The organism is Streptomyces sp. DSM 40868 (assembly GCF_011820545.1).
Lineage (GTDB): Bacteria > Actinomycetota > Actinomycetes > Streptomycetales > Streptomycetaceae > Streptomyces > Streptomyces eurythermus.
Genome location: NZ_CP050504.1, coordinates 2,118,293 through 2,137,793, shown reverse-complemented (window position 1 = coordinate 2,137,793; position 19,501 = coordinate 2,118,293). Strand labels below are relative to the sequence as shown.

General features: G+C 72.8%; 17 protein-coding genes and 1 tRNA gene. 10 read left to right on the top strand and 8 right to left on the bottom strand.

What is annotated here, in order from left to right:
• Positions 1-70: 70 nt before the first annotated feature.
• The gene (gene polX / locus HB370_RS09595; protein ID WP_030781428.1) at positions 71-1,801 is read right to left on the bottom strand and encodes a DNA polymerase/3'-5' exonuclease PolX; all 1,731 of its coding nucleotides are present in this window, start codon (positions 1,799-1,801) and stop codon (positions 71-73) included.
• A 249-nt stretch (positions 1,802-2,050) separates the two neighbouring features.
• Positions 2,051-2,138, bottom strand: a tRNA-Leu gene (locus HB370_RS09590).
• A 217-nt stretch (positions 2,139-2,355) separates the two neighbouring features.
• On the opposite strand from HB370_RS09590, the gene HB370_RS09585 reads away from it, so the two are divergent.
• From HB370_RS09585 to HB370_RS09575, 3 genes are all read left to right on the top strand, one after another.
• Positions 2,356-3,681, top strand: a complete 1,326-nt coding sequence (locus tag HB370_RS09585; RefSeq protein WP_030781425.1) for a M20/M25/M40 family metallo-hydrolase — start codon at positions 2,356-2,358, stop codon at positions 3,679-3,681.
• Positions 3,682-3,854: 173 nt separating this feature from the next.
• Positions 3,855-4,088 carry a chaplin ChpH gene (gene chpH / locus HB370_RS09580; RefSeq protein WP_030781423.1) on the top strand — a complete coding sequence of 78 codons (234 nt, stop codon included), beginning with the start codon at positions 3,855-3,857 and terminating at the stop codon, positions 4,086-4,088.
• 119 nt (positions 4,089-4,207) lie between these two features.
• Positions 4,208-5,047: a chaplin gene (locus tag HB370_RS09575; RefSeq protein WP_030781421.1), complete on the top strand. Its 840-nt coding sequence runs from the start codon at positions 4,208-4,210 to the stop codon at positions 5,045-5,047.
• A gap of 112 nt (positions 5,048-5,159) precedes the next feature.
• On the opposite strand, the gene HB370_RS09570 is transcribed toward HB370_RS09575, so the two are convergent.
• Complete coding sequence (locus HB370_RS09570; protein ID WP_043407302.1) at positions 5,160-5,348, bottom strand: DUF5703 family protein; 189 nt, start codon at positions 5,346-5,348, stop codon at positions 5,160-5,162.
• 47 nt (positions 5,349-5,395) lie between these two features.
• Here HB370_RS09570 and HB370_RS09565 point away from each other — a divergent pair, with 47 nt between their 5' ends.
• Positions 5,396-6,088: a hypothetical protein gene (locus HB370_RS09565; protein WP_030781417.1), complete on the top strand. Its 693-nt coding sequence runs from the start codon at positions 5,396-5,398 to the stop codon at positions 6,086-6,088.
• Between the two features lie 90 nt (positions 6,089-6,178).
• Here the strand turns inward: HB370_RS09565 and HB370_RS09560 are convergent, their stop codons facing one another.
• Complete coding sequence (locus HB370_RS09560) at positions 6,179-8,605, bottom strand: helix-hairpin-helix domain-containing protein (RefSeq protein WP_030781413.1); 2,427 nt, start codon at positions 8,603-8,605, stop codon at positions 6,179-6,181.
• Positions 8,602-9,585 carry an aldo/keto reductase gene (locus HB370_RS09555; protein ID WP_030608389.1) on the bottom strand — a complete coding sequence of 328 codons (984 nt, stop codon included), beginning with the start codon at positions 9,583-9,585 and terminating at the stop codon, positions 8,602-8,604. Before HB370_RS09555 ends, HB370_RS09560 begins: the two co-directional genes overlap by 4 nt.
• Before the next feature lie 198 nt (positions 9,586-9,783).
• Between HB370_RS09555 and HB370_RS09550 the strand changes: the two genes are divergently transcribed.
• Together HB370_RS09550 and HB370_RS09545 are read left to right on the top strand one after the other, a co-directional pair.
• A complete protein-coding gene (locus tag HB370_RS09550) occupies positions 9,784-10,839 on the top strand; it encodes an LLM class F420-dependent oxidoreductase (protein WP_030781410.1) in 1,056 nt (351 codons plus the stop codon).
• Positions 10,840-11,141: 302 nt separating this feature from the next.
• Positions 11,142-11,930 (top strand): hypothetical protein, encoded by a 789-nt coding sequence (locus HB370_RS09545; protein ID WP_030781407.1) that lies wholly within the window; start codon positions 11,142-11,144, stop codon positions 11,928-11,930.
• 93 nt (positions 11,931-12,023) lie between these two features.
• Here HB370_RS09545 and corA read toward each other — a convergent pair whose 3' ends face one another.
• Positions 12,024-13,019, bottom strand: coding sequence for a magnesium/cobalt transporter CorA (gene corA, locus HB370_RS09540; RefSeq protein WP_030781404.1), 996 nt, complete (start codon positions 13,017-13,019; stop codon positions 12,024-12,026).
• Between the two features lie 61 nt (positions 13,020-13,080).
• Between corA and HB370_RS09535 the strand changes: the two genes are divergently transcribed.
• The 4 genes from HB370_RS09535 to mshC all read left to right on the top strand — a co-directional run bounded on the left by HB370_RS09535 (position 13,081) and on the right by mshC (position 16,653).
• Positions 13,081-13,767, top strand: coding sequence for a histidine phosphatase family protein (locus HB370_RS09535; protein WP_030781401.1), 687 nt, complete (start codon positions 13,081-13,083; stop codon positions 13,765-13,767).
• A 97-nt stretch (positions 13,768-13,864) separates the two neighbouring features.
• Positions 13,865-14,455, top strand: a complete 591-nt coding sequence (locus HB370_RS09530) for a DUF3090 domain-containing protein (RefSeq protein WP_030781397.1) — start codon at positions 13,865-13,867, stop codon at positions 14,453-14,455.
• On the top strand, positions 14,419-15,243 hold the full coding sequence (locus tag HB370_RS09525) for an SCO1664 family protein (protein WP_051815602.1): 825 nt from the start codon (positions 14,419-14,421) through the stop codon (positions 15,241-15,243). Before HB370_RS09530 ends, HB370_RS09525 begins: the two co-directional genes overlap by 37 nt.
• Positions 15,244-15,423: 180 nt before the next feature.
• Positions 15,424-16,653 carry a cysteine--1-D-myo-inosityl 2-amino-2-deoxy-alpha-D-glucopyranoside ligase gene (gene mshC, locus HB370_RS09520; protein WP_030781391.1) on the top strand — a complete coding sequence of 410 codons (1,230 nt, stop codon included), beginning with the start codon at positions 15,424-15,426 and terminating at the stop codon, positions 16,651-16,653.
• Positions 16,654-16,723: 70 nt separating this feature from the next.
• Here mshC and HB370_RS09515 read toward each other — a convergent pair whose 3' ends face one another.
• Both HB370_RS09515 and HB370_RS09510 read right to left on the bottom strand, forming a co-directional pair.
• Positions 16,724-17,644 carry a PAC2 family protein gene (locus tag HB370_RS09515; RefSeq protein ID WP_030781388.1) on the bottom strand — a complete coding sequence of 307 codons (921 nt, stop codon included), beginning with the start codon at positions 17,642-17,644 and terminating at the stop codon, positions 16,724-16,726.
• A gap of 224 nt (positions 17,645-17,868) precedes the next feature.
• On the bottom strand, positions 17,869-19,485 hold the full coding sequence (locus tag HB370_RS09510) for a glycerol-3-phosphate dehydrogenase/oxidase (protein ID WP_030781385.1): 1,617 nt from the start codon (positions 19,483-19,485) through the stop codon (positions 17,869-17,871).
• Positions 19,486-19,501 lie beyond the last annotated feature (16 nt).

Sequence of the window (19,501 nt, the reverse complement as noted above, 5' to 3'; positions counted from 1 at the left end):
GGAGCGGGTGAAACCGGCCGTCGGCGCGACGGAGAACCGCCCCTCGGGACCGCAGCCCGCCCGTGCGCCCTCAGGACCGCCGCCCGCCCTTGCGTAGAAAGGCGCGCAGCCGGGTCAGCGGCCAGGTGTTGATCACCTCGTCCCTGGTCAGCCAGCCGCGCTGCGCGGTGGCCACGCCGTAGCGCATCTGGCCGAGGTGCGGCACGGAGTGGGCGTCGGTGTTCACGGCGAACCGCACCCCGTGCTCCCTGGCCCGCAGGATGTCCTCGTCGCGCAGGTCCAGCCGGTCCGGCTGTGCGTTGACCTCCAGCGCGGTACCGGTCCGCGCGCACACGGCGAACACCTCGTCCCAGTCGGCGTCCACCCCCGGCCGCCTGCCGATCAGCCGGGTGGTCGGATGCCCGATGACATTGACGTACGGGTTCTCGCAGGCCCGTACCAGCCGACGGGTCATCGCCGTACGGCCCAGGTCGAAGTGGGAGTGCAGCGAGGCCACGCACAGATCGAACCCCGCCAGGAACTCCGCCGGCCAGTCCACCTCCCCGTCCGGCCCGATGTTCAGCTCCGTGCCGTGCAGCAGCCGCGTCCGGCCACGGGTGCCGTCCAGCTCCCGCAGCCGCTCCCGCTGGGCGAGGATCTTCTCGTCCGTCATGCGCTGCATGTACAGGTCGGGCGCGTGATCGGTGACCGCGAAGTAGGCGTAACCGCGCTCGGCGGCGGCGTCGACCATCGCCTCCAGCGAGGCCAGACCGTCCGTGAGATCGGTGTGCGTGTGCAGGTCGCCGCGGATGTCCCGCCCGGTCACCACCTCGGGCAGCTCGCCGCGCAGCGCCGCCTCGATCTCCCCGCGGTCCTCGCGCAGCGGCGGCGCGATCCACGGCAGGCCGAGCCGCGCGTACACCTCCTCCTCGGTGCGGGAGGCGACCGGCTCCCCGTTGCCGGTGTCGAACAGGCCGTACTCGGAGAGCTTCAGCCCCTGGTGCCCGGCGATGGTCCGGATGCGGATGTTGTGCGCCTTGGAACCGGTGAAGTACTGCATCGCCGCGCCCCACGACTGAGGCGGCACCACCCGCAGATCGACCTGGAGCCCCTTGCCGGTGCGCACCGAGGTCTTCTTCGTGCCCCGCGCCACGACCTCCGCGGTGGCCGGCAGCGCGCACAGCGCGTCCATGAACGGGGCCGACCGCTCCGCCGCCACCAGCACGTCCAGATCGCCGACGGTCTCCCGCATCCGGCGCAGCGAACCGGCGTACGCACAGCGCCGGCAGCCCGTCACCCCGGACAGCTCGGCGACGATCTCCTCGGCGGTGTCCAGCGCCGGCGACAGCGGCACCCGGCCGCCCGCCCGCCGGAGCAGCTCGATGCCGTGCCGGATGTTCTCCTGCGTCTTCTCCCCGAACCCCTTCAGGTCCGCCAGCGCGTCCGCCTCGATGGCCGCGGCCAGCTCGTCCACCGACGAGATGCGCAGGTCCTCGTAGAGCCGCAGCGCCTTCTTCGGCCCGAGCGTCGGGATCGTGATCAGCTCCCGCACTCCCGCGGGGATCTTCGACCGGCGCTCCTCGACCACGGCGATCCGGCCCGTGCGCAGATACTCGGCCACTTTGTCGGCGATCGACCGCCCCACGTTCGGGATCTCCCGCAGCGCGTCCGGCTCCAGCGCGGAGACGTCCGCCGGATGCCCGCCGATCGCCCGCGCCGCCTTCTCATAGGCACGCGCCTTGAACGCGTCCCCTCCGGTGATCGCGAGGAGATCGGCGTACTCCCGCAACAACGCCTCGACCTCGTCATTGACCCGGCCCACACCCCCCAGTCTAAAAACCACCCCACGCGCACTGCGCCTCACCTGCACGGGGCCGCCGGCGTGGGGCTTCCTCGGTGTCACCCTGGGGCGCCGAGCGGGGGACCGGTGGCTACGGGTGAGCCGGACGGCGAACACGATGGCTCCCGCGCCGTTCGGGTCGTACACCCCTGCAAGGGACCGGGGTGACACGTGGTTGGTCACGCCACCGTCGGAGAAACAGAAAAACCCCAGGTGAACTGGGGTCTCTGCTGGTGTCCGAGGGGGGACTTGAACCCCCACGCCCGATAAAGGGCACTAGCACCTCAAGCTAGCGCGTCTGCCATTCCGCCACCCGGACCAGGTGTCTGTCGTACGAGATCTTCCCTTTCGGCGGGGTTTCCCTCGCGGCGACGAAGGAAACATTACCAGGCTTTCGGGGGTGTCCGATCACCCCCCGGCCCCGGCCCCGGTCGGGCGTGAACGGCGTGTCACAGGCGGGGCCCGGTCTTGGGCGCGGGGCGGGGCCGGAGAGAGGATGAGGGGGACCATCGGCAGTGACAGCGGGAGGAAGCATCGTGAGCGAGACGGGCAGGGCCGGGACCGTCACCGGCGAGGACGAGGTCGCGGACCTCTGCCGCGAGCTGATCCGGTTCGACACCAGCAACTACGGCGACCACTCCGGCCCCGGCGAGCGCAAGGCCGCGGAATGGGTCGCCGAGAAGCTCGCCGAGGTCGGGCTGGAGCCGAAGATCTACGAGTCGCACCCCGGCCGCGCCTCCACGGTGGCCCGGATCGAGGGCGAGGACCCGTCCCGGCCCGCGCTGCTCATCCACGGCCACCTGGACGTCGTACCGGCCAACGCGGTCGACTGGACCCACGACCCGTTCTCCGGGGAGATCGCCGACGGCTGCGTATGGGGACGCGGCGCCGTCGACATGAAGGACATGGACGCCATGACGCTGGCGGTCGTCCGCGACCGGCTGCGCAGCGGGCGCCGTCCCCCGCGGGACATCGTGGTCGCCTTCCTCGCCGACGAGGAGGCGGGCGGCACGTACGGCGCCCGCTACCTGGTCGACCACCACCCCGAGCTGTTCGAGGGCGTCACCGAGGCCATCAGCGAGGTCGGCGGCTTCTCCTTCACCGTCGACGACCAGCGGCGGCTCTATCTGATCCAGACGGCCGAGAAGGGCATGCACTGGATGAAGCTGACCGTGGCCGGCACCGCCGGGCACGGATCGATGATCCACCGTGACAACGCCATCACCGAGCTGTCGGAGGCGGTGGCCCGGGTCGGCCGGCACAAGTTCCCGGTGCGGGTCACCAAGACCACCCGGGCCTTCCTCGACGAGCTGGGCGACGCGCTCGGCACCGAGCTGGACCCGGAGGACATGGAGGCCACCATCGCCAAGCTCGGCGGCATCGCCAAGCTGATCGGCGCGACCCTGAGCAACACCGCCAACCCCACCCAGCTCAACGCCGGCTACAAGGTCAACGTCATCCCGGGCGAGGCCACCGCCCACATCGACGGACGGTTCCTGCCCGGTCACGAGGAGGAGTTCCTCGCCGACCTCGACCGGCTGCTCGGCCCGAACGTCCGCCGCGAGGACGTGCACTCCGACAAGGCGCTGGAGACCGGCTTCGACGGCCCCCTGGTGGCGGCCATGCAGTCCGCGCTGCTCGCCGAGGACCCGACCGCCAAGGCGATCCCGTACATGCTCTCCGGCGGCACCGACGCCAAGTCCTTCGACGACCTCGGCATCCGCGGCTTCGGCTTCGCCCCGCTGAAGCTGCCGCCGGAGCTGGACTTCGCCGGCATGTTCCACGGCGTGGACGAGCGGGTGCCGGTCGACGGGCTCCAGTTCGGCGTGCGGGTGCTCGACCGGTTCATCGACGCGTCGTAAGACCGCGCCCCGCGCCCTCCCCGGCCGGAGCGCCCGCCGCGCTATTCGGGCAGTCGTACGAGACGCGCTGAGACGGGTGAATGCGACGATCAGTTCGTAGCTTCATTAGTTCCTCCTCGTTGCATCTGATGTGATCCCGCGCCTTGGGGTCGCATTGCCAACTAGGAGGAAGAATGATCAAGAAGGTCGTCGCAGCTGCGGCCGCCACCGGTGGTCTGGTTCTCGCGGGTGCGGGCCTCGCCGTCGCCGACTCCGGTGCCCAGGGTGCCGCCCTGCACTCCCCGGGTGTCGTGTCCGGCAACGTCATCCAGGCGCCCATCCACGTCCCGGTGAACGTGTGTGGCAACACGATCGACGTGGTCGGCGTCCTGAACCCCGCCTTCGGAAACGTCTGCATCAACAAGTGACGCAGGCTCCCTGAGGGGCGTCCTTTACGAGCCGTCGGCCCCGGAGCGCGCGCCACGCGCTCCGGGGCCGACCGGCTTTTCGGAAGAACGAAAGCACGGAAGGCAGGGGGGAATCCAGCATGCGTGAGGGCACGCGCAAAGGTCTGATGACCATGGCCGCCGCGACCGGCGTGATCGCCGCCGCGAGCGGCTACGCACACGCCGACTCGGGCGCCAGGGGCGCCGCCGGGGGCTCACCGGGCGTACTGTCCGGCAACACGGTGCAGGCACCGGTGCACGCTCCGGTGAACATCTGCGGCAACACCGTGAACGTCGTCGGGCTGCTCAACCCGTCGGCGGGGAACAAGTGCGCGCACCACGGCGGCACTTCGGGGAGCCGGCCGGGCGGTTCCGCGGGCAGCGGCTCCGGCGGCTCGCGCGCGGACGGCCACACCGGCGGCTCGCCGGGCGTCGGATCCGGCAACACGGTGCAGGTGCCGGTCGACGTCCCGGTGAACGTGTGCGGCAACAGCGTCGACGTCATCGGTGTGGGCAACGCCACGACGGGCAACGGCTGCGCCGACGACGGGGGATACGACAACCCGCCCGGGAAGCCGGGAGGGCCGGGAGAACCGCCAGGTCCGGGCCGCCCAGGGGAACCGGGGCATCCGGCGGAGCCCGGGAACCCGGGGAAGCCGGGCCGGCCGGGACACCCTGGCCAGCCGGGTAAGCCAGGCGACCCCGGTAAGCCCGGCCACCCCGGCCACCCCGGGCCCGGCACCCCGCCGGCCCAGCACGGCCCCGGTCCCCGCGGCGGGTCCCAGGCCACGGCGGAGGCGGACCGCCCCCTCCAGCCGCAGACCGTCGGTCAACTCGCGCACACCGGCGGTGACGTGCCGCTCGGCATCGCGCTGCCGGCCGGCGCCGGCGCGCTGCTCGCCGGTACGGTTCTCTACCGCAAGGCCCGGGCCGCGCGGTGACCGCACCGCGGTGACCAGGACTGGGTGACCGCACGGCGGTGAACGGAAAACGGAGCGGGCCCTGCCATGCCGGCGGGGCCCGCTCCGTACGTGCCCGGCACCGGCGCCGGGCTCACCATGTGGCTCGCACCTGGCGGATGATCCGCCGGCGCAGCCGCACCTTGCGACTGCCGTCGCGCAACAGACTCAGTCGGTCCAACTCCCAGTGTCCGTACTCGGCATGGTCCGTCAGCAGACGCGTCGCCTCCTTGCGGGAGACCCCGCGAGGTACGTACACGTCGACAAATTCGTATTCCGGCATCGCATCTATTGTGCGGGCTGGTGCCCGGTACGGATAGCGTCTGCACTATGTCTGATGCTGCGCAGCCCACCGCTGCCGAGGTACGCGCCGCCGCCGAGGCGGTCAAGACCGCGCTCGACCGTCATCTGGCTGCGATCGAACGCAGGTCGGGAGAGGACGACCCGGCCGTCTCCGAGGCGTTCAACCAGCTGGCCGCAGCCGCCGAGGTGTACGACGAGCTGCTCTACGACCGTTACGACGAGGTCACGCCCTTCGAGATCCCCGGCGCCGAGGACACGCTGCCGCCGTACGCCGGGCCCGGGGAGCCCCATGCGATCAGTGTGCTGATCCGCCGCGACTACACCGTGGCGGAACCCCAGCGGCTGCTGGCCCAGGCCCAGCGGGTCGAGGCGGCGGAGTACGACGACGGCGGGGACGAGGACGAGGCCGCCAGGAGCGTCCCCGGCGCGCTGGGGATCCTGTTCGGCGAGTTCGAACCGGACGAGATCGCCTCCCGGCACAAGGAGTTCGGCCTGGAGGAGGGCGACTCCACCCTGTGGGTCACGGCGGCGGAGGAACCACCCGAGGCCGGGGAGTGGCTGGCGGCGCCGTTCGAGCACATCGATCCGCAAGCGGTGGTGTGCCGCTTCGACGTGAGCGCCGTCTTCGACGACGACGCCTCCGACGACGAGGACGAGGACGAGCTGGACTTCGTCGGGGACGACGACGAGGAGCTGGAGCCGCTCGACGCCGACAAGTGAGACTGGGCCCGGCGGTGCCGTACGGGCCCGGCCCGTACGGCACCGCCGGATTCCCGCCCTCCCGTCGCCGAGGCGTCCGGGAGGGCGGGGTCAGCTCGCCGGCACCTGCGTGCGCAGCAGGGTCCCCAGGCGGGTGGTGCGGGGCTTGGCCGGGACCTCCGCGACCGCCCTCGGCAGGGCCTGCTCCACGCCGTGCACCACGGACAGGTGCCGTTCCGCCCGGCCGAACGCCGTGTACACCCACGGCCGGCTGAGCGCCTGCGCCGCGTCGCCGGGCAGCACCACGACCGCCGCCGGCCAGCGGGCGCCCACCGCCTGGTGCGCCGTGAGCGCCCAGCCGTGCCGGACGCTGCCCTCCACCCGCTCGCGCGGTACGACGACGTGGGCGCCGGCACACGACAGGTGCAGCCCGTCGGCGTCGGCGTTCACCACCACGCCCGGCACCGTACGCCCCGGCGCGGGGGAGTGGACGATCCGGTCACCGGGGTCGAAGCCGCCGAACCGGCCGGGACCGGGGTTGAGGCGCTGCTTCAGCGCGGAGTTGAGGGCGCGGGTGCCCGCGGCTCCGCCGTGGCCCGGGGTGATCACCACGGTCTGGTCGGCCGGGACGCCGATCGCCCGCGGTACCGAGTCCGCGACCAGCTGCACCGTCCGGTGCACCGCCTCGCCCGCGTCCCGCACCGGCACGATGACGATCTCCTTGCCGGGGGCGGCGACCTGGTTCAGCTCGCCGACGCCGATGCCGGAGACCAGCTCGCCCAGCGGGCCGGGGTCCGGGACGCGCGAGACGGTCTGGGGGCAGACCCGGGCCGCGAGCAGGTCGGCGAAGACCCGGCCCGGCCCGGCCGACCACAACACCCCGGGGTCGCCGCTGAGCACCAGTCGCGCCCCGTCGGGCAACGACTCCACCAGCATCGCGGCGCTCTCCACATCGAGCTGCGGTGCGTCCAGCACGATCAGCAGATCGACCTCCAGAGCCCCGTCGGCGTCCCGCCCGGGCCCTTCGGCCCCGGCCAGCAGCCCGGAAACGGTGACGACCCCATGAGCACCGGGCTCCACACCCGGCTGGGCCGGGTGTCCGGCCGGCCGTCCCGTGGCCTCTCCCTGTCGTGCCGGATCTGCCGTCGGCCGTCCCGTGGCTTCTCCCGCCCGCCCGGAGGCCGCTGCCAGGTATGCCGTCAGGTGGCTGCGGCCGTTCGGGGTGTGGCAGGCGGCGTAGGCCCGCAGGCCCGCCGCGCGCGCGGCGCCGAGCAGCGCGGCCGGTTCCGCGCGGGCCGCCTCGCCGCCGGTGTGCAGTACCAGGCCGTGTCCCGCCACCGCGCGGGCCAGCTCGGCCGCACCGCCGGACAGCCCGGCCGTGACCGCCTCCCACGCCTGCCCGGCGTCCTCGGGCCCGGAGTTGGCCAGCCGGGCCAGGCCGTCGGCGAGGCTCTCCTCGGCCAAGGCGTACCGCTCGAGACCGACCAGGACCCGGACCGGCCGCTCCTGCTCCTCGTCGGTGTCCTGGGGCGCGGGCGCGCCGGGCTCCTCCAGGGCGTCCTGGAACACCAGCGCCTCACCCTCGGCGAGCGCGTCCTGCACCGCCGCGTCGGGGTCCGGCACGCCCTGCCGGCCGAGTGCCGCGGTGAGCGTGGGCAGCTCCAGGGCGGTGTGCCCGGCCACGGCCGCCTGCTCCAGCAGCCAGACCGTCACCGCCCGGCCGCGCCGCGCGTCGTCCGGGCCGCAGTCCGGCCCGAGCAACGCCCGCGCGAAACCGTCGGCCTGCTCCGGCCGCACCCCGCCGACCCGGAGCAGCTGCCAGGGGTCCTCCCGGAGCGTGGTGCCGGCGTCCTCGCCGAGCACCGCGGCCACCTGGGGGGCCAGGGTGTCCGGCGCGCCGCCCTCGGCCAGTACCCGGCGCACGGCGTCGACGGCCTCCGGTGCGGGGGCGGTGGGCGTGACGGGGGAGGGGGCGGGCTGGGGCCGCCGCACCGGTTCCGGGGCGGGGCGACGCGGTGCCGGGGCCGGCTCGGTGAACACCGTGGCCGGCGGCTTCTCGCCGCTCTCCACCGCCCGTACCGCCGCGAGCAGGTCGGCCGCCTTGCCGCTGAGCTTGGCTCCGGCGGCGATGGGGCCCCCCTTCTCGGCCTTGCGCCGCTCGATCCGCTCCCGCTCGATCCGCTGCGCGGCCAGCTCGGCCTCCGCCTCGGACAACTCACCCGCGCCGCCCGCACCCTCCCCGGCGACACCCTCGGCACCCTCCGGGGAACCCTCGCCCTCAGCGGCACCGGCGTCCTCGGAGGCACCGGCGTCCTCGGAGGCACCGGGCTCCCCGGCGGCACCGGGCTCCCCGGCGGCACCGGCATCCTCCGACGCACCGACGCCTTCCGCCCCCTCGGCCCCGCCGGCCGCGACGCTCCCCTCGGTACGCCCCTCCGTACCCGCGTCGGTGCTCCCGTCGGCGCCCCCCTCCCGTACCTCACGGGTGTCCGGCGTCCCCGGCCCGGCTTCCTCCGTGGTCTCCGGCTCCGTGCTCACAGCGTGCTCCAGTCGTGATCGGGATAGCGGTGCACGGGCGCCGACACATCGTCCAGCGCCCGGCAGATCTCGTCAGGAAGACTAAGGGCCTCCACTGACAACGCCGCCGTGAGCTGCTGCGCGGTGCGCGCGCCGACGATCGGCGCGGCCACCCCGGGCCGGTCCCGCACCCACGCCAGCGCCACCTGGAGCGGAGTGACCGCGAGCCCGTCGGCCGCCGTCGTCACCGCGTCCACGATGCGGGTCGCGGTGTCGTCCAGATACGGCTCGACGAACGGCGCGAGGTCCTCGGAGGCACCGCGCGAATCCGGCGGAGTGGCGTGCCGGTACTTCCCGGTCAGCACGCCCCGGCCGAGCGGCGAGGACGGCAGCAGGCCCACGCCGAGGTCGAGCGCGGCCGGCAGCACCTCCCGCTCCACACCGCGCTGGAGCAGCGAGTACTCCATCTGGGTACTGGCCAGCCGGGTGCGGGTGCCCGGCGCCGCGAGCTGCCAGGTGGCCGCCTTGGCCAGCTGCCAGCCGCAGAAGTTGGAGACACCGGCGTACCGGGCCCGGCCGCTGCTCACCGCCAGGTCGAGGGCCTGGAGCGTCTCCTCCAGCGGGGTCCCGGGGTCGTAGGCGTGGATGTGCCACAGGTCGACGTACTCCGTGCCGAGGCGGGCCAGGGAGGCGTCGAGCGCGGCGAGCAGATGGCCCCGGGAACCGTCGAAGCGGCGCTCGGGGTCGGGCACGCTGCCGGCCTTGGTGGAGATGACCAGATCCCGTCGCGGCACCAGCCCGTCCATGAGCCGCCCGAGCAGATACTCCGCCTCCCCGTCGCCGTACACGTCGGCGGTGTCGACGAGGGTGCCGCCGGCCTCCCAGAACGTCTTCAGCATGTCAGCGGCGTCGTGCTCGTCGGTGTCCCGCCCCCAGGTGAGGGTGCCGAGTCCGATCCGGGACACGCGCAGGCCGGTACGGCCGAGATGCCTCTGCTCCATGCGGGCGAGATTACTGGCCAGAACCGGTGCGATGGGTTGCCTGTGGATAACCACCCCCGAAGGGGACGACTCCCGCGTTCCGTCTCCCGCGGCGCACCCGGGCCCTCCGCCCGTCCGCCGCCGCCCTGCCGCCCCACCCCGTCCCCGCGCTAAGGTCTGCCCCACAAGCACGTTACTCACGGGTAAGGGGAATCGCGCATGCAGCTCGGGATCAACCTCGGGTACTGGGGTGCCGGAATGGACGGCGACAACCTGGCCGTGGCACAGGAGGCCGACCGGCTGGGCTACGCGGTGTGCTGGGCCGCCGAGGCGTACGGCTCCGACGCGGCCACCGTGCTCAGCTGGGTCGCCGCGCAGACCGAGCGCATCGACGTCGGCTCGGCCATCTTCCAGATCCCGGCCCGCCAGCCCGCGATGACGGCGATGACCGCGGCCACGCTCGACTCGCTCTCCGGCGGCCGGTTCCGGCTCGGTCTCGGCGTCTCCGGCCCGCAGGTCTCCGAGGGCTGGTACGGCGTGAAGTTCGACAAGCCGCTGGCCCGCACCCGCGAGTACGTGGAGATCGTGCGCAAGGCGATGACCCGGGAGCGGCTGACGTTCGAGGGCGAGCACTGGACGCTGCCGCTGCCCGGCGGCCCCGGCAAGCCCCTCAAGCTGACCGTGCACCCGCAGCGCGAGCACATCCCGCTCTACATCGCCGCCATCGGCCCGAAGAACCTGGAGCAGACCGGCGAGATCGCGGACGGAGCGCTGCTGATCTTCCCCTCCGCCGAGCACCTGGAGGAGACCACGGTCAAGCACCTGCGCGCCGGGCGGGAGAAGGCGGGGCTGACGCTCGACGGGTTCGACGTGTGCCCGACCCTGCCGATCGCCCTCGGCGACGACAAGGACGTGGCCCGGCTCGCCGACACCTTCCGCCCGTACACCGCGCTGTACGTCGGCGGCATGGGCAGCGCGAAGCAGAACTTCTACAACCAGCTGGCCCAGCGCATGGGCTACGAGAAGGAGGCCGCCGAGATCCAGCGGAAGTATCTGTCCGGGGACAAGCAGGGCGCCGCCGCCGCGATCCCGCAGGACCTCATCGACCGGACCACTCTGCTGGGCTCCGTCGACCGGATCGCCGACCGGATGAAGGCCTACGCCGCCGCCGGGGTCACCACCCTCAGCCTGGCCCCGGCCGGCTTCACGCTCGAGGAGCGGCTCGCCTCCCTGCGGGCCGGCAGCGAGGCCCTGGAGCGCGCCGGGCTGGCCTGAGCGAAGCCCTGGCGGGGGATTTCCACGGCCGTGGTGGGGGCTCGGGGGTCTTCCCCGCCACGGCCGTCACGGGGAACAACGCCCCCGGCGCCGCGCGGTTACGACCCTCGGCGCCCTTCTTTCCCGTCTTCTTCGCGCCTTTCACGGTCCTTCGTTCGGCCGATTCGGCCGACGGCCCTGTTGCGCCCCCCTTATGCCCGCATTTGACTCGTTTTCGCGAGCCTTCGAAGCCACTGGCACCCCGGAAGCCACCGGAGCCCCCGGGAGGCCCGCGGAACCCTGTGGAGCGGAGAGGTGCTGCGATGCTGTCGGCCAGGAGTCTGTTCCAGGAGATCCTCGACCACGACGAGTCCTTCCGGCTCTTCTGCTCCATCGCCGCCGGCGGGGAGTCCCAGGGCGGCTGGGAGAACGGCCGGATCGCCGCGCTGGTCCCGGACGGGGAACGCGCGCTCGCCCCGAAGATCGCCCGGCACGGCGCCGACGAGGACAAGCACGGCCGCATCTTCCTGGCGTTGCTGAGAAAGCGCGGCCTCGCCCCCGTACCGGTCCCGCCGGAGACCGACTACACCATGCTCCTGGAACGGCGCGGCATCGGCCTCGCCCACGACCGGCTCCGCCGGGACGAGCCGCTCACCGTGCGGGACATCGTCGTCTACCTCGCGCACAGCCGGGTCACCGAGCAGCGCGCCGCCGACCAGATGGCACTGCTGAGCCGGTACTTCGGCGACCACCCGGAGATCGGCAAGGCCCTCCATGTGATCGCGGGCGACGAGGACAATCACCTCGCCTACGCCCACGAGGAACTGCTGCGCCTGGCCGCCGCCGGGCACGGCCGGCTGATCCTGCGCACGCTGCGCGCCTACGCGCTCGCCGAGATCCGCGTCCACCGGGACGTCAGCCTCTCCGTCATGGCGCACATGGGCCGCATTCTGGGCTGGCCGAAGCCGAAACGGGCGCTGCTCGCGGCCGGCATCCACGCCACGTACGCCTGGGAACGCCTCGTCGGCCGGCACCGCATGGCCGCCCTCCGTATGCCCGAGCGCCGCGACGCCCTCGGCAGCGCCCCGGCCCCCGCACCCGAAGCAGCGTGAACCGAGCCCATAGCGACATGTCATGTGAACCGTGTTCACCATCCGCCGTGCCGCTTGCCCCCGCTCACAGCCACCCGCACGGCTTGCCCCCGCTCACAACCACCCGCGCCGCTTGAACAGCCGGTACAACAGCACCTCCAGCGCGGCCATCAGCACGATCACCGCCGGGTACGACCACAGCCAGTGCAGCTCGGGCATGTGGTCGAAGTTCATGCCGTAGATCCCCGCGATCATCGTGGGCACCGCCGCCATCGCCGCCCACGCGGAGATCTTCCGCATGTCGTCGTTCTGCCGGACGCTCATCTGCGCCAGATGCGCCGACAGAATGTCCGAGACCAGCCGGTCCAGGGCCTCCACGGACTCGTTCACGCGCGTGAGGTGATCGCCCACGTCCCGGAAGAAGGGCCGGGAGTCGTCGTGCACGAACGGCACCGAGTTGCCCAGCGGGCCGTTGCCGGCCAGCCGGGTCAGCGGCAGCGCCAGCGGGCCGGTCGCCCGGCGGAACTCCAGGATCTGCCGCTTGAAGGTGTAGATCCGGGACGCGGTGTTGCGGGAACCGCCGGTGTCCGGCCGGAACACCTCCGCCTCCAGCTCGTCCAGGTCGTTCTGCAGCTCCGTCGCCACCTCCAGATAGTGGTCCACGGTGGCGTCGGCGATCGCGTACAGCACGGCGGTGGGGCCCTTGTCCAGCATCTCCGGCTCCCGCTCCAGCCGCTGCCGCACGGCCGCCAGCGGCGAACCCTCCCCGTGGCGCACCGTCACCACGAAACTCTCACCGACGAAGACCATCACCTCCCCGGCCGAGACCGCGTCGCTCTCGGGTTCGTACACCACCGGTTTCAGCACCATGAACAGCGAGTCGTCGTACACCTCCAGCTTGGGCCGCTGATGTGCCTTGAGGGCGTCCTCCACGGCCAGCGGATGCAGCCCGAACTCCTGGGTGACCAGGTCGAACTCCTGCTCGGAGGGCTCGTGCAGGCCGATCCACACGAAGCCGCCGGCGGCCCGTGCCCCGGCGAGCGCGTCGGACAGATCCGAGGGCCCCTCGCTGCGGTGCCCGTGCCGGTAGACGGCGCAGTCGACGATCACGGAGCGCATTCTCCCTTCGCCCGGTCAACGGCGCACTTCCCGATGCGCCTACCCTTGCCGCATGCCCACGCTGATCCTCGTAAGGCACGGACGTTCCACCGCCAACACCTCCGGGCTGCTCGCCGGGTGGACGCCCGGCGTCGCCCTGGACGAGCGCGGCGCCGCGCAGGCCGCCGCGCTGCCCGGCCGGCTCGCCGGACTGCCGATCTCCGAGGTGGTCGCGAGCCCCCTGCAGCGCTGCCAGGAGACCGTGCGCCCGCTGCTGGAGGCCCGCCCCGGCCTGCGCTCCCACACCGACGAACGGATCGGTGAGTGCCACTACGGCGACTGGTCCGGCCGCAAGCTCGCCGAGCTGAAGGACGAGCCGCTGATGGAGGTCGTGCAGACCCACCCGTCCGCCGCCGCCTTCCCCGGCGGCGAGTCCATGCGGGCCATGCAGACCCGCGCGGCCGAGGCCGTACGCGAGTGGAACGCGCGCGTCGAGCGGGACCACGGCGCCGACGCCGTCTACCTGATGTGCTCCCACGGCGACATCATCAAGTCCCTCGTCGCCGACGCCCTCGGCCTGCACCTCGACTTGTTCCAGCGGATCTCCGTCGAACCCTGCTCTGTCACCGCGATCCGCTACACCCGGCTCCGGCCGTACCTCATCCGCCTCGGCGACACCGGGGATTTCGCTTCGCTCGTCCCCCGCGAGGAACCCGGCGAGGGTGACGCACCGGTCGGAGGCGGTGCGGGCGCACCGTGATCGTCGGCCGCAGTAGGGTGAAGCGACCCATCCCGTTCGCTTTCCCGTACGGCCAACCGCCGAACCTCTCGAAACCACGACTTTATGGAGACAGGACGTGTCCCGTCAGGTGTTCCTCTACGACCAGCCGGACCGCTTCGTGGCCGGCACGGTCGGACTGCCCGGGCGCCGTACGTTCTTCCTCCAGGCCATCGCAGGCTCCCGGGTGACCAGCGTGGCCCTGGAGAAGACCCAGGTGGCCGCGCTCGCCGAGCGCATGGACGAACTGCTGGACGAGGTCGTACGGCGTAGTGGCGGCAGCGCCGCCGTCCCGGCCGTCGCCCCCGCCGAGATCACCGACACCGCACCGCTCGACACTCCCATCGAGGAGGAGTTCCGCGTCGGCACCATGGCCCTGGCCTGGGACGGCGAGGACCAGCGCATGATCGTCGAGGCGCAGGCGCTGGTCGAGCTGGACGCCGACACCGAGGAAGACCTCGCCGAGGCCGAGGAGCGCCTGCTCCAGGACGAGGAGAACGGACCCCCGATGCTGCGGGTCCGGCTGACCGGCGCGCAGGCCCGGGCCTTCGCCAAGCGCGCCCTCGACGTCGTCAACGCCGGGCGGCCGCCGTGCCCGCTGTGCAGCCTCCCGCTCGACCCGGAAGGACACGTATGTCCGCGCCAGAACGGATACCGCCGCGGAGCGTGACACCCGACCCGAACCCGGCCGAGCTGCTCGCGCACGGTGAACTGACCGTACGCGGACGGATCCGCGAGGCGTCCAACGCGGCCCTGTTCTGCACGGTCGCCCTCGACGGCCGCCAGGCCTCCTGTGTGTACAAGCCGGTCGCCGGGGAGCGCCCCCTGTGGGACTTCCCCGACGGCACCCTGGCGGGCCGCGAGGTGGCCGCCTACGAGGTGTCCGAGGCCACCGGCTGGGGGCTGGTGCCGCCCACCGTGCTGCGCGAGGGGCCGTACGGCGAGGGCATGTGCCAGCTGTGGATCGACGTCCACCCCGAGGCCGAGCTGCTCGCCCTGGTCGAGGGCGAGGAACCGGAGCCGGGCTGGAAGGCGATCGGGCTCGCCGACGTCGGCGAGGACCGCACCGCGCTGCTGGTGCACGCCGACGACGCGCGGCTGCGCCGGCTCGCCGTCCTGGACGCGGTCATCAACAACGCCGACCGCAAGGGCGGCCACCTGCTGCCCACCGCCGACGGCCGGCTCTACGGCATCGACCACGGCGTCACCTTCAACGTGGACAACAAGCTGCGCACCCTGCTGTGGGGCTGGGCGGGCGAACCGCTGCCGGAGGAGGCCGTCGGCGTCCTCAAGGGACTGCGGGACGCCCTGGACGGCCCGCTGGGCACAAGGCTGGCCACCCTGATCACGACGGCCGAGGTCGACGCAACGCGCGCGCGGGTCGACGCGCTGCTCACCAGCGGCCGGCACCCGGAGCCCAGCGGCGACTGGCCCGCCATTCCCTGGCCCCCGGTCTGAGCGCCCGCGGGCCCGTCCCCCTACGAGTGTCCGGGCCACCCCGCTGAGCACCCGACCGGCCACGCCGGGTGACGGATCCGGAGCCCAGCACACCCGGCGCCGATGTTCAAGAACGCCGAACCGGTCATCCGGCCCGATCCCGTTCGTACAGGCGGGTCGGGGCCGGTTAGGCTCATGTACATGCATGCCTGGCCCGCTTCCGAGGTCCCCGCCCTGCCTGGTCAGGGCCGCGACCTGAGGATCCACGACACCGCGACCGGCGGCCTGGTCACCCTCGACCCCGGTCCTGTCGCCCGCATCTACGTCTGCGGCATCACGCCGTACGACGCGACCCACATGGGTCACGCGGCGACCTACAACGCGTTCGACCTGGTTCAGCGCGTGTGGCTCGACACCAAGCGGCAGGTCCACTACGTCCAGAACGTCACCGACGTCGACGATCCGCTGCTGGAGCGGGCCGAGCGCGACAACCTCGACTGGACCGCCCTCGCCGAGCGCGAGACGGCCCTCTTCCGCGAGGACATGACCGCCCTGCGGATGCTCCCGCCGCGGCAGTACATCGGCGCGGTCGAGGCCATACCCGGCATCGTCCCGCTCGTCGAGCGGCTGCGTGACATCGGCGCGGCCTACGAGCTGGACGGCGACATCTACTTCTCCGTCGAGTCCGACCCGCACTTCGGCAAGGTCTCGCACCTGGACGCCGCCGCCATGCGGCTGCTGTCCGCCGAACGCGGCGGCGACCCGGACCGCCCGGGCAAGAAGAACCCGCTGGACCCGATGCTGTGGATGGCGGCCCGCGAGGGCGAGCCCAGCTGGGACGGCGCCTCGCTCGGCCGGGGCCGCCCCGGCTGGCACATCGAGTGCGTGGCCATCGCACTGGACCACCTCGGCATGGGCTTCGACGTCCAGGGCGGCGGCTCCGACCTAGCCTTCCCGCACCACGAGATGGGCGCCTCGCACGCCCAGGTGCTCACCGGCGAGTTCCCCATGGCCAAGGCCTATGTGCACGCCGGCATGGTCGCCCTGAACGGCGAGAAGATGTCCAAGTCCAAGGGCAACCTCGTCTTCGTCTCCCGGCTGCGCCGCGACGGCGTCGACCCCGCCGCCATCCGCCTCGCCCTGCTGGCCCACCACTACCGGGCCGACTGGGAGTGGACCGACCAGGTCCTCCAGGACGCCGTGGCCCGCCTCGGCCGCTGGCGCGCGGCGGTCTCCCGCCCCGACGGCCCCTCTGCCGACGCCCTGGTGGAGGAGATCCGCGAGGCCCTCTCCCACGACCTGGACGCCCCCACCGCCCTCGCCGCGGTGGACCGCTGGGCGGCCCGGCAGGAGGAAGAGGGCGGCACGGACACGGGTGCCCCGGGCCTGGTGACCCGCGCGGTGGACGCGCTGCTGGGCGTGGCCTTGTAGAGCTCAAAACGGAAGAAGAGGGGCGGTTCCCCGGAAGGAACCGCCCCTCTTTTCGTACCCTCAGGCTCCCTCAGCCCTCCGAGCCGTCCTCGTCCTCCTCCTTGCCCCCGCCGCCGGAGGCAGGCGGCCTCGGCTTGCCGCCCGGAGGGCCCACGTCCCGGCGCCGCAGATACCGCTCGAACTCCCGGGCGATCGCCTCACCGGACGCCTCCGGCAGCTCCGCGGTGTCCCGGGCCTCCTCCAGCGTCTGGACGTACTCGGCGACCTCGCTGTCCTCGGCCGCCAGCTGGTCCACGCCCACCTGCCAGGCCCGCGCGTCCTCGGGCAGCTCGCCCTGCGGGATCCGCAGGTCCAGCAGGTCCTCCAGCCGGTTGAGCAGCGCCAGGGTGGCCTTGGGGTTGGGCGGCTGGGAGACGTAGTGCGGTACGGCCGCCCACAGCGAGACCGCCGGGACGCCCGCGTGCGTGCACGCCTCCTGAAGGACGCCGACGATGCCCGTCGGCCCCTCGTACTTGGTCTCCTCCAGGTCCATGCGGCGGGCCAGGTCCGGGTCGGACGTGACCCCGCTGACCGGGACCGGACGCGTGTGCGGGGTGTCACCGAGCAGGGCGCCCAGGATGACCACCAGCTCCACGCCCAGCTCGTGCGCGAAGCCGAGCAGCTCGTTGCAGAACGAACGCCACCGCATGGACGGCTCGATGCCCCGGACCAGCACCAGGTCGCGCGGCTTGTCGCCGCCGACCCGGACCACCGACAACCTCGTCGTCGGCCAGGTGATCTTGCGCACACCGCCGTCCATGAACACCGTGGGACGGTTCACCTGGAAGTCGTAGTAGTCCTCGGCGTCCAGCGCCGCGAACACCTCGCCCTTCCATTCGCGTTCCAGGTGCGCGACCGCCGTGGAGGCGGCGTCGCCGGCATCGTTCCAGCCCTCGAACGCGGCCACCATGACTGGGTCGATCAGCTCGGGAACCCCCTCCAGCTCGATCACCCAGTGCCTCCTTCCGACGTGCCCTCGCTTGACCCACCAACCTTACGGCGTCCCGCGGGGGCGCCCGCAGCCCCCTTGCACGGGGGAGTGAACGGATCACTGCCCCGTTCGCCACCGCGGAACACGCGGGCGCGCCGGACTCACGGCACAGGACGCGGACGCGCGCGGGGGCGCCCCCGGCCGGAGGCGCCCCCGCGGACGCGGCCCGTCACTCGCGGGCGGGCCTACTTCCCGTCCAGGACCTCCTGGACCTTCGCCCGGACCTCGTCCGTGGCCAGGCCCCGGATGGTCAGCGTGGTGCGGCGGCGCAGCACGTCGTCCGGCGTCTCGGCCCACTCGTGGTCACGGGCCCACACCACCTGCGCCCAGATCTCCGGGGCGTCGGGGTGGACGCGCTCGGCCAGCTCCGGGTTCTCGTTCGCCAGCCGGGCGATGTCGAAGGCCAGCGAACCGTAGTGGGTGGCCAGGTGCCTGGCGGTGTCGGCGGCCATGCGCGGGCCGGGCGCCGGGGCGTCGACCAGCAGCCGGTGGGCGACCGCGCGCGGGTTGGCGACACCGGGCAGCGGCAGCTTCTTCGGCAGCGAGGAGATCGGTTCGAAGTCGTCGCCGAGCGGGTGGCCGGGCAGCGCCTCCAGCTTCTTCATGATGGTGCGGCCGATGTGACGGAACGTCGTCCACTTGCCGCCCGCGACGGACAGCATGCCGCCCTTGCCCTCGGTCACCACGGTCTCCCGCTTGGCCTTGGCGGTGTCACCGGGGCCGCCCGGCAGCACCCGCAGACCGGCGAACGCGTAGGTGATCAGCTCGCGCCGCAGCTGCTGGTCCCGGACGGAGAACGCGGCCTCGTCCAGGATCTGGGCTATGTCCTTGTCGTTGACGGACACGTCCGCCGGGTCGCCCTCGTACTCCTCGTCGGTGGTGCCGAGCAGCAGCATGTCCTCCCAGGGGAGGGCGAAGGTGATGCGGTACTTGTCGATGGGCGTGGCCAGCGCGGCCTTCCAGGGCGAGGTGCGCTTCAGGACCAGGTGCGCGCCCTTGGACAGCCGGATGGACGGCGCCGCGTTCGGGTCCTCCATCCTGCGCAGGTGGTCGACCCACGGGCCGGTCGCGTTCAGCACCAGGCGGGCGTTCACGCCGAACTCCTCGCCGGACAGCCGGTCCCTCAGGTCCGCGCCGGTCACCCGGCCCTGGGTGAAGCGCAGCCCGGTGACCTCGGCGTGGTTGAGGACGACCGCGCCCGCCTCGACGGCCGCGCGGACCGTCATCAGCGCCATGCGCGCGTCGTTCATCTGGTCGTCGCCGTACACGGCCACGGCCTTGAGGTTCTCGGTGCGCAGCTCGGGCACGTCCTGCGCCGCCTTGGCCGGCGAGAGCAGGTGGCCGACGCCGTCGCCGAACGCGGACAGCGCCGAGTAGGCGAAGACGCCCGCGCCGAGCTTGGCCGCGCCGTGCGGCCCGCCCTTGTACACCGGCAGGTAGAAGGTGAGCGGGTTCGCCAGGTGGGGGGCCACCTGGCGGGAGACCGCCCGGCGCTCGAAGTGGTTCTCCGCCACCAGCTTCACCGCGCCGGTCTGCAGGTAACGCAGGCCGCCGTGGAGCAGCTTGGAGGAGGCGGAGGAGGTGGCACCGGCGAAGTCGCCGGCGTCGACCAGGGCCACCCTGAGCCCGGACTGCGCGGCGTGCCAGGCGGTGGAGATGCCCAGGATGCCGCCGCCGATCACAAGAAGGTCGTACGACGCCTTGGAGAGCTGCTCCCTGGTCTCGGCGCGGCTCGGGTTGGAGCCGGAGGCCGGGCGCGTCCCCAGGGCAGGCACGGACTGCAGGGTGGACTGACTGGTCATGTCGGGTACTTACTCC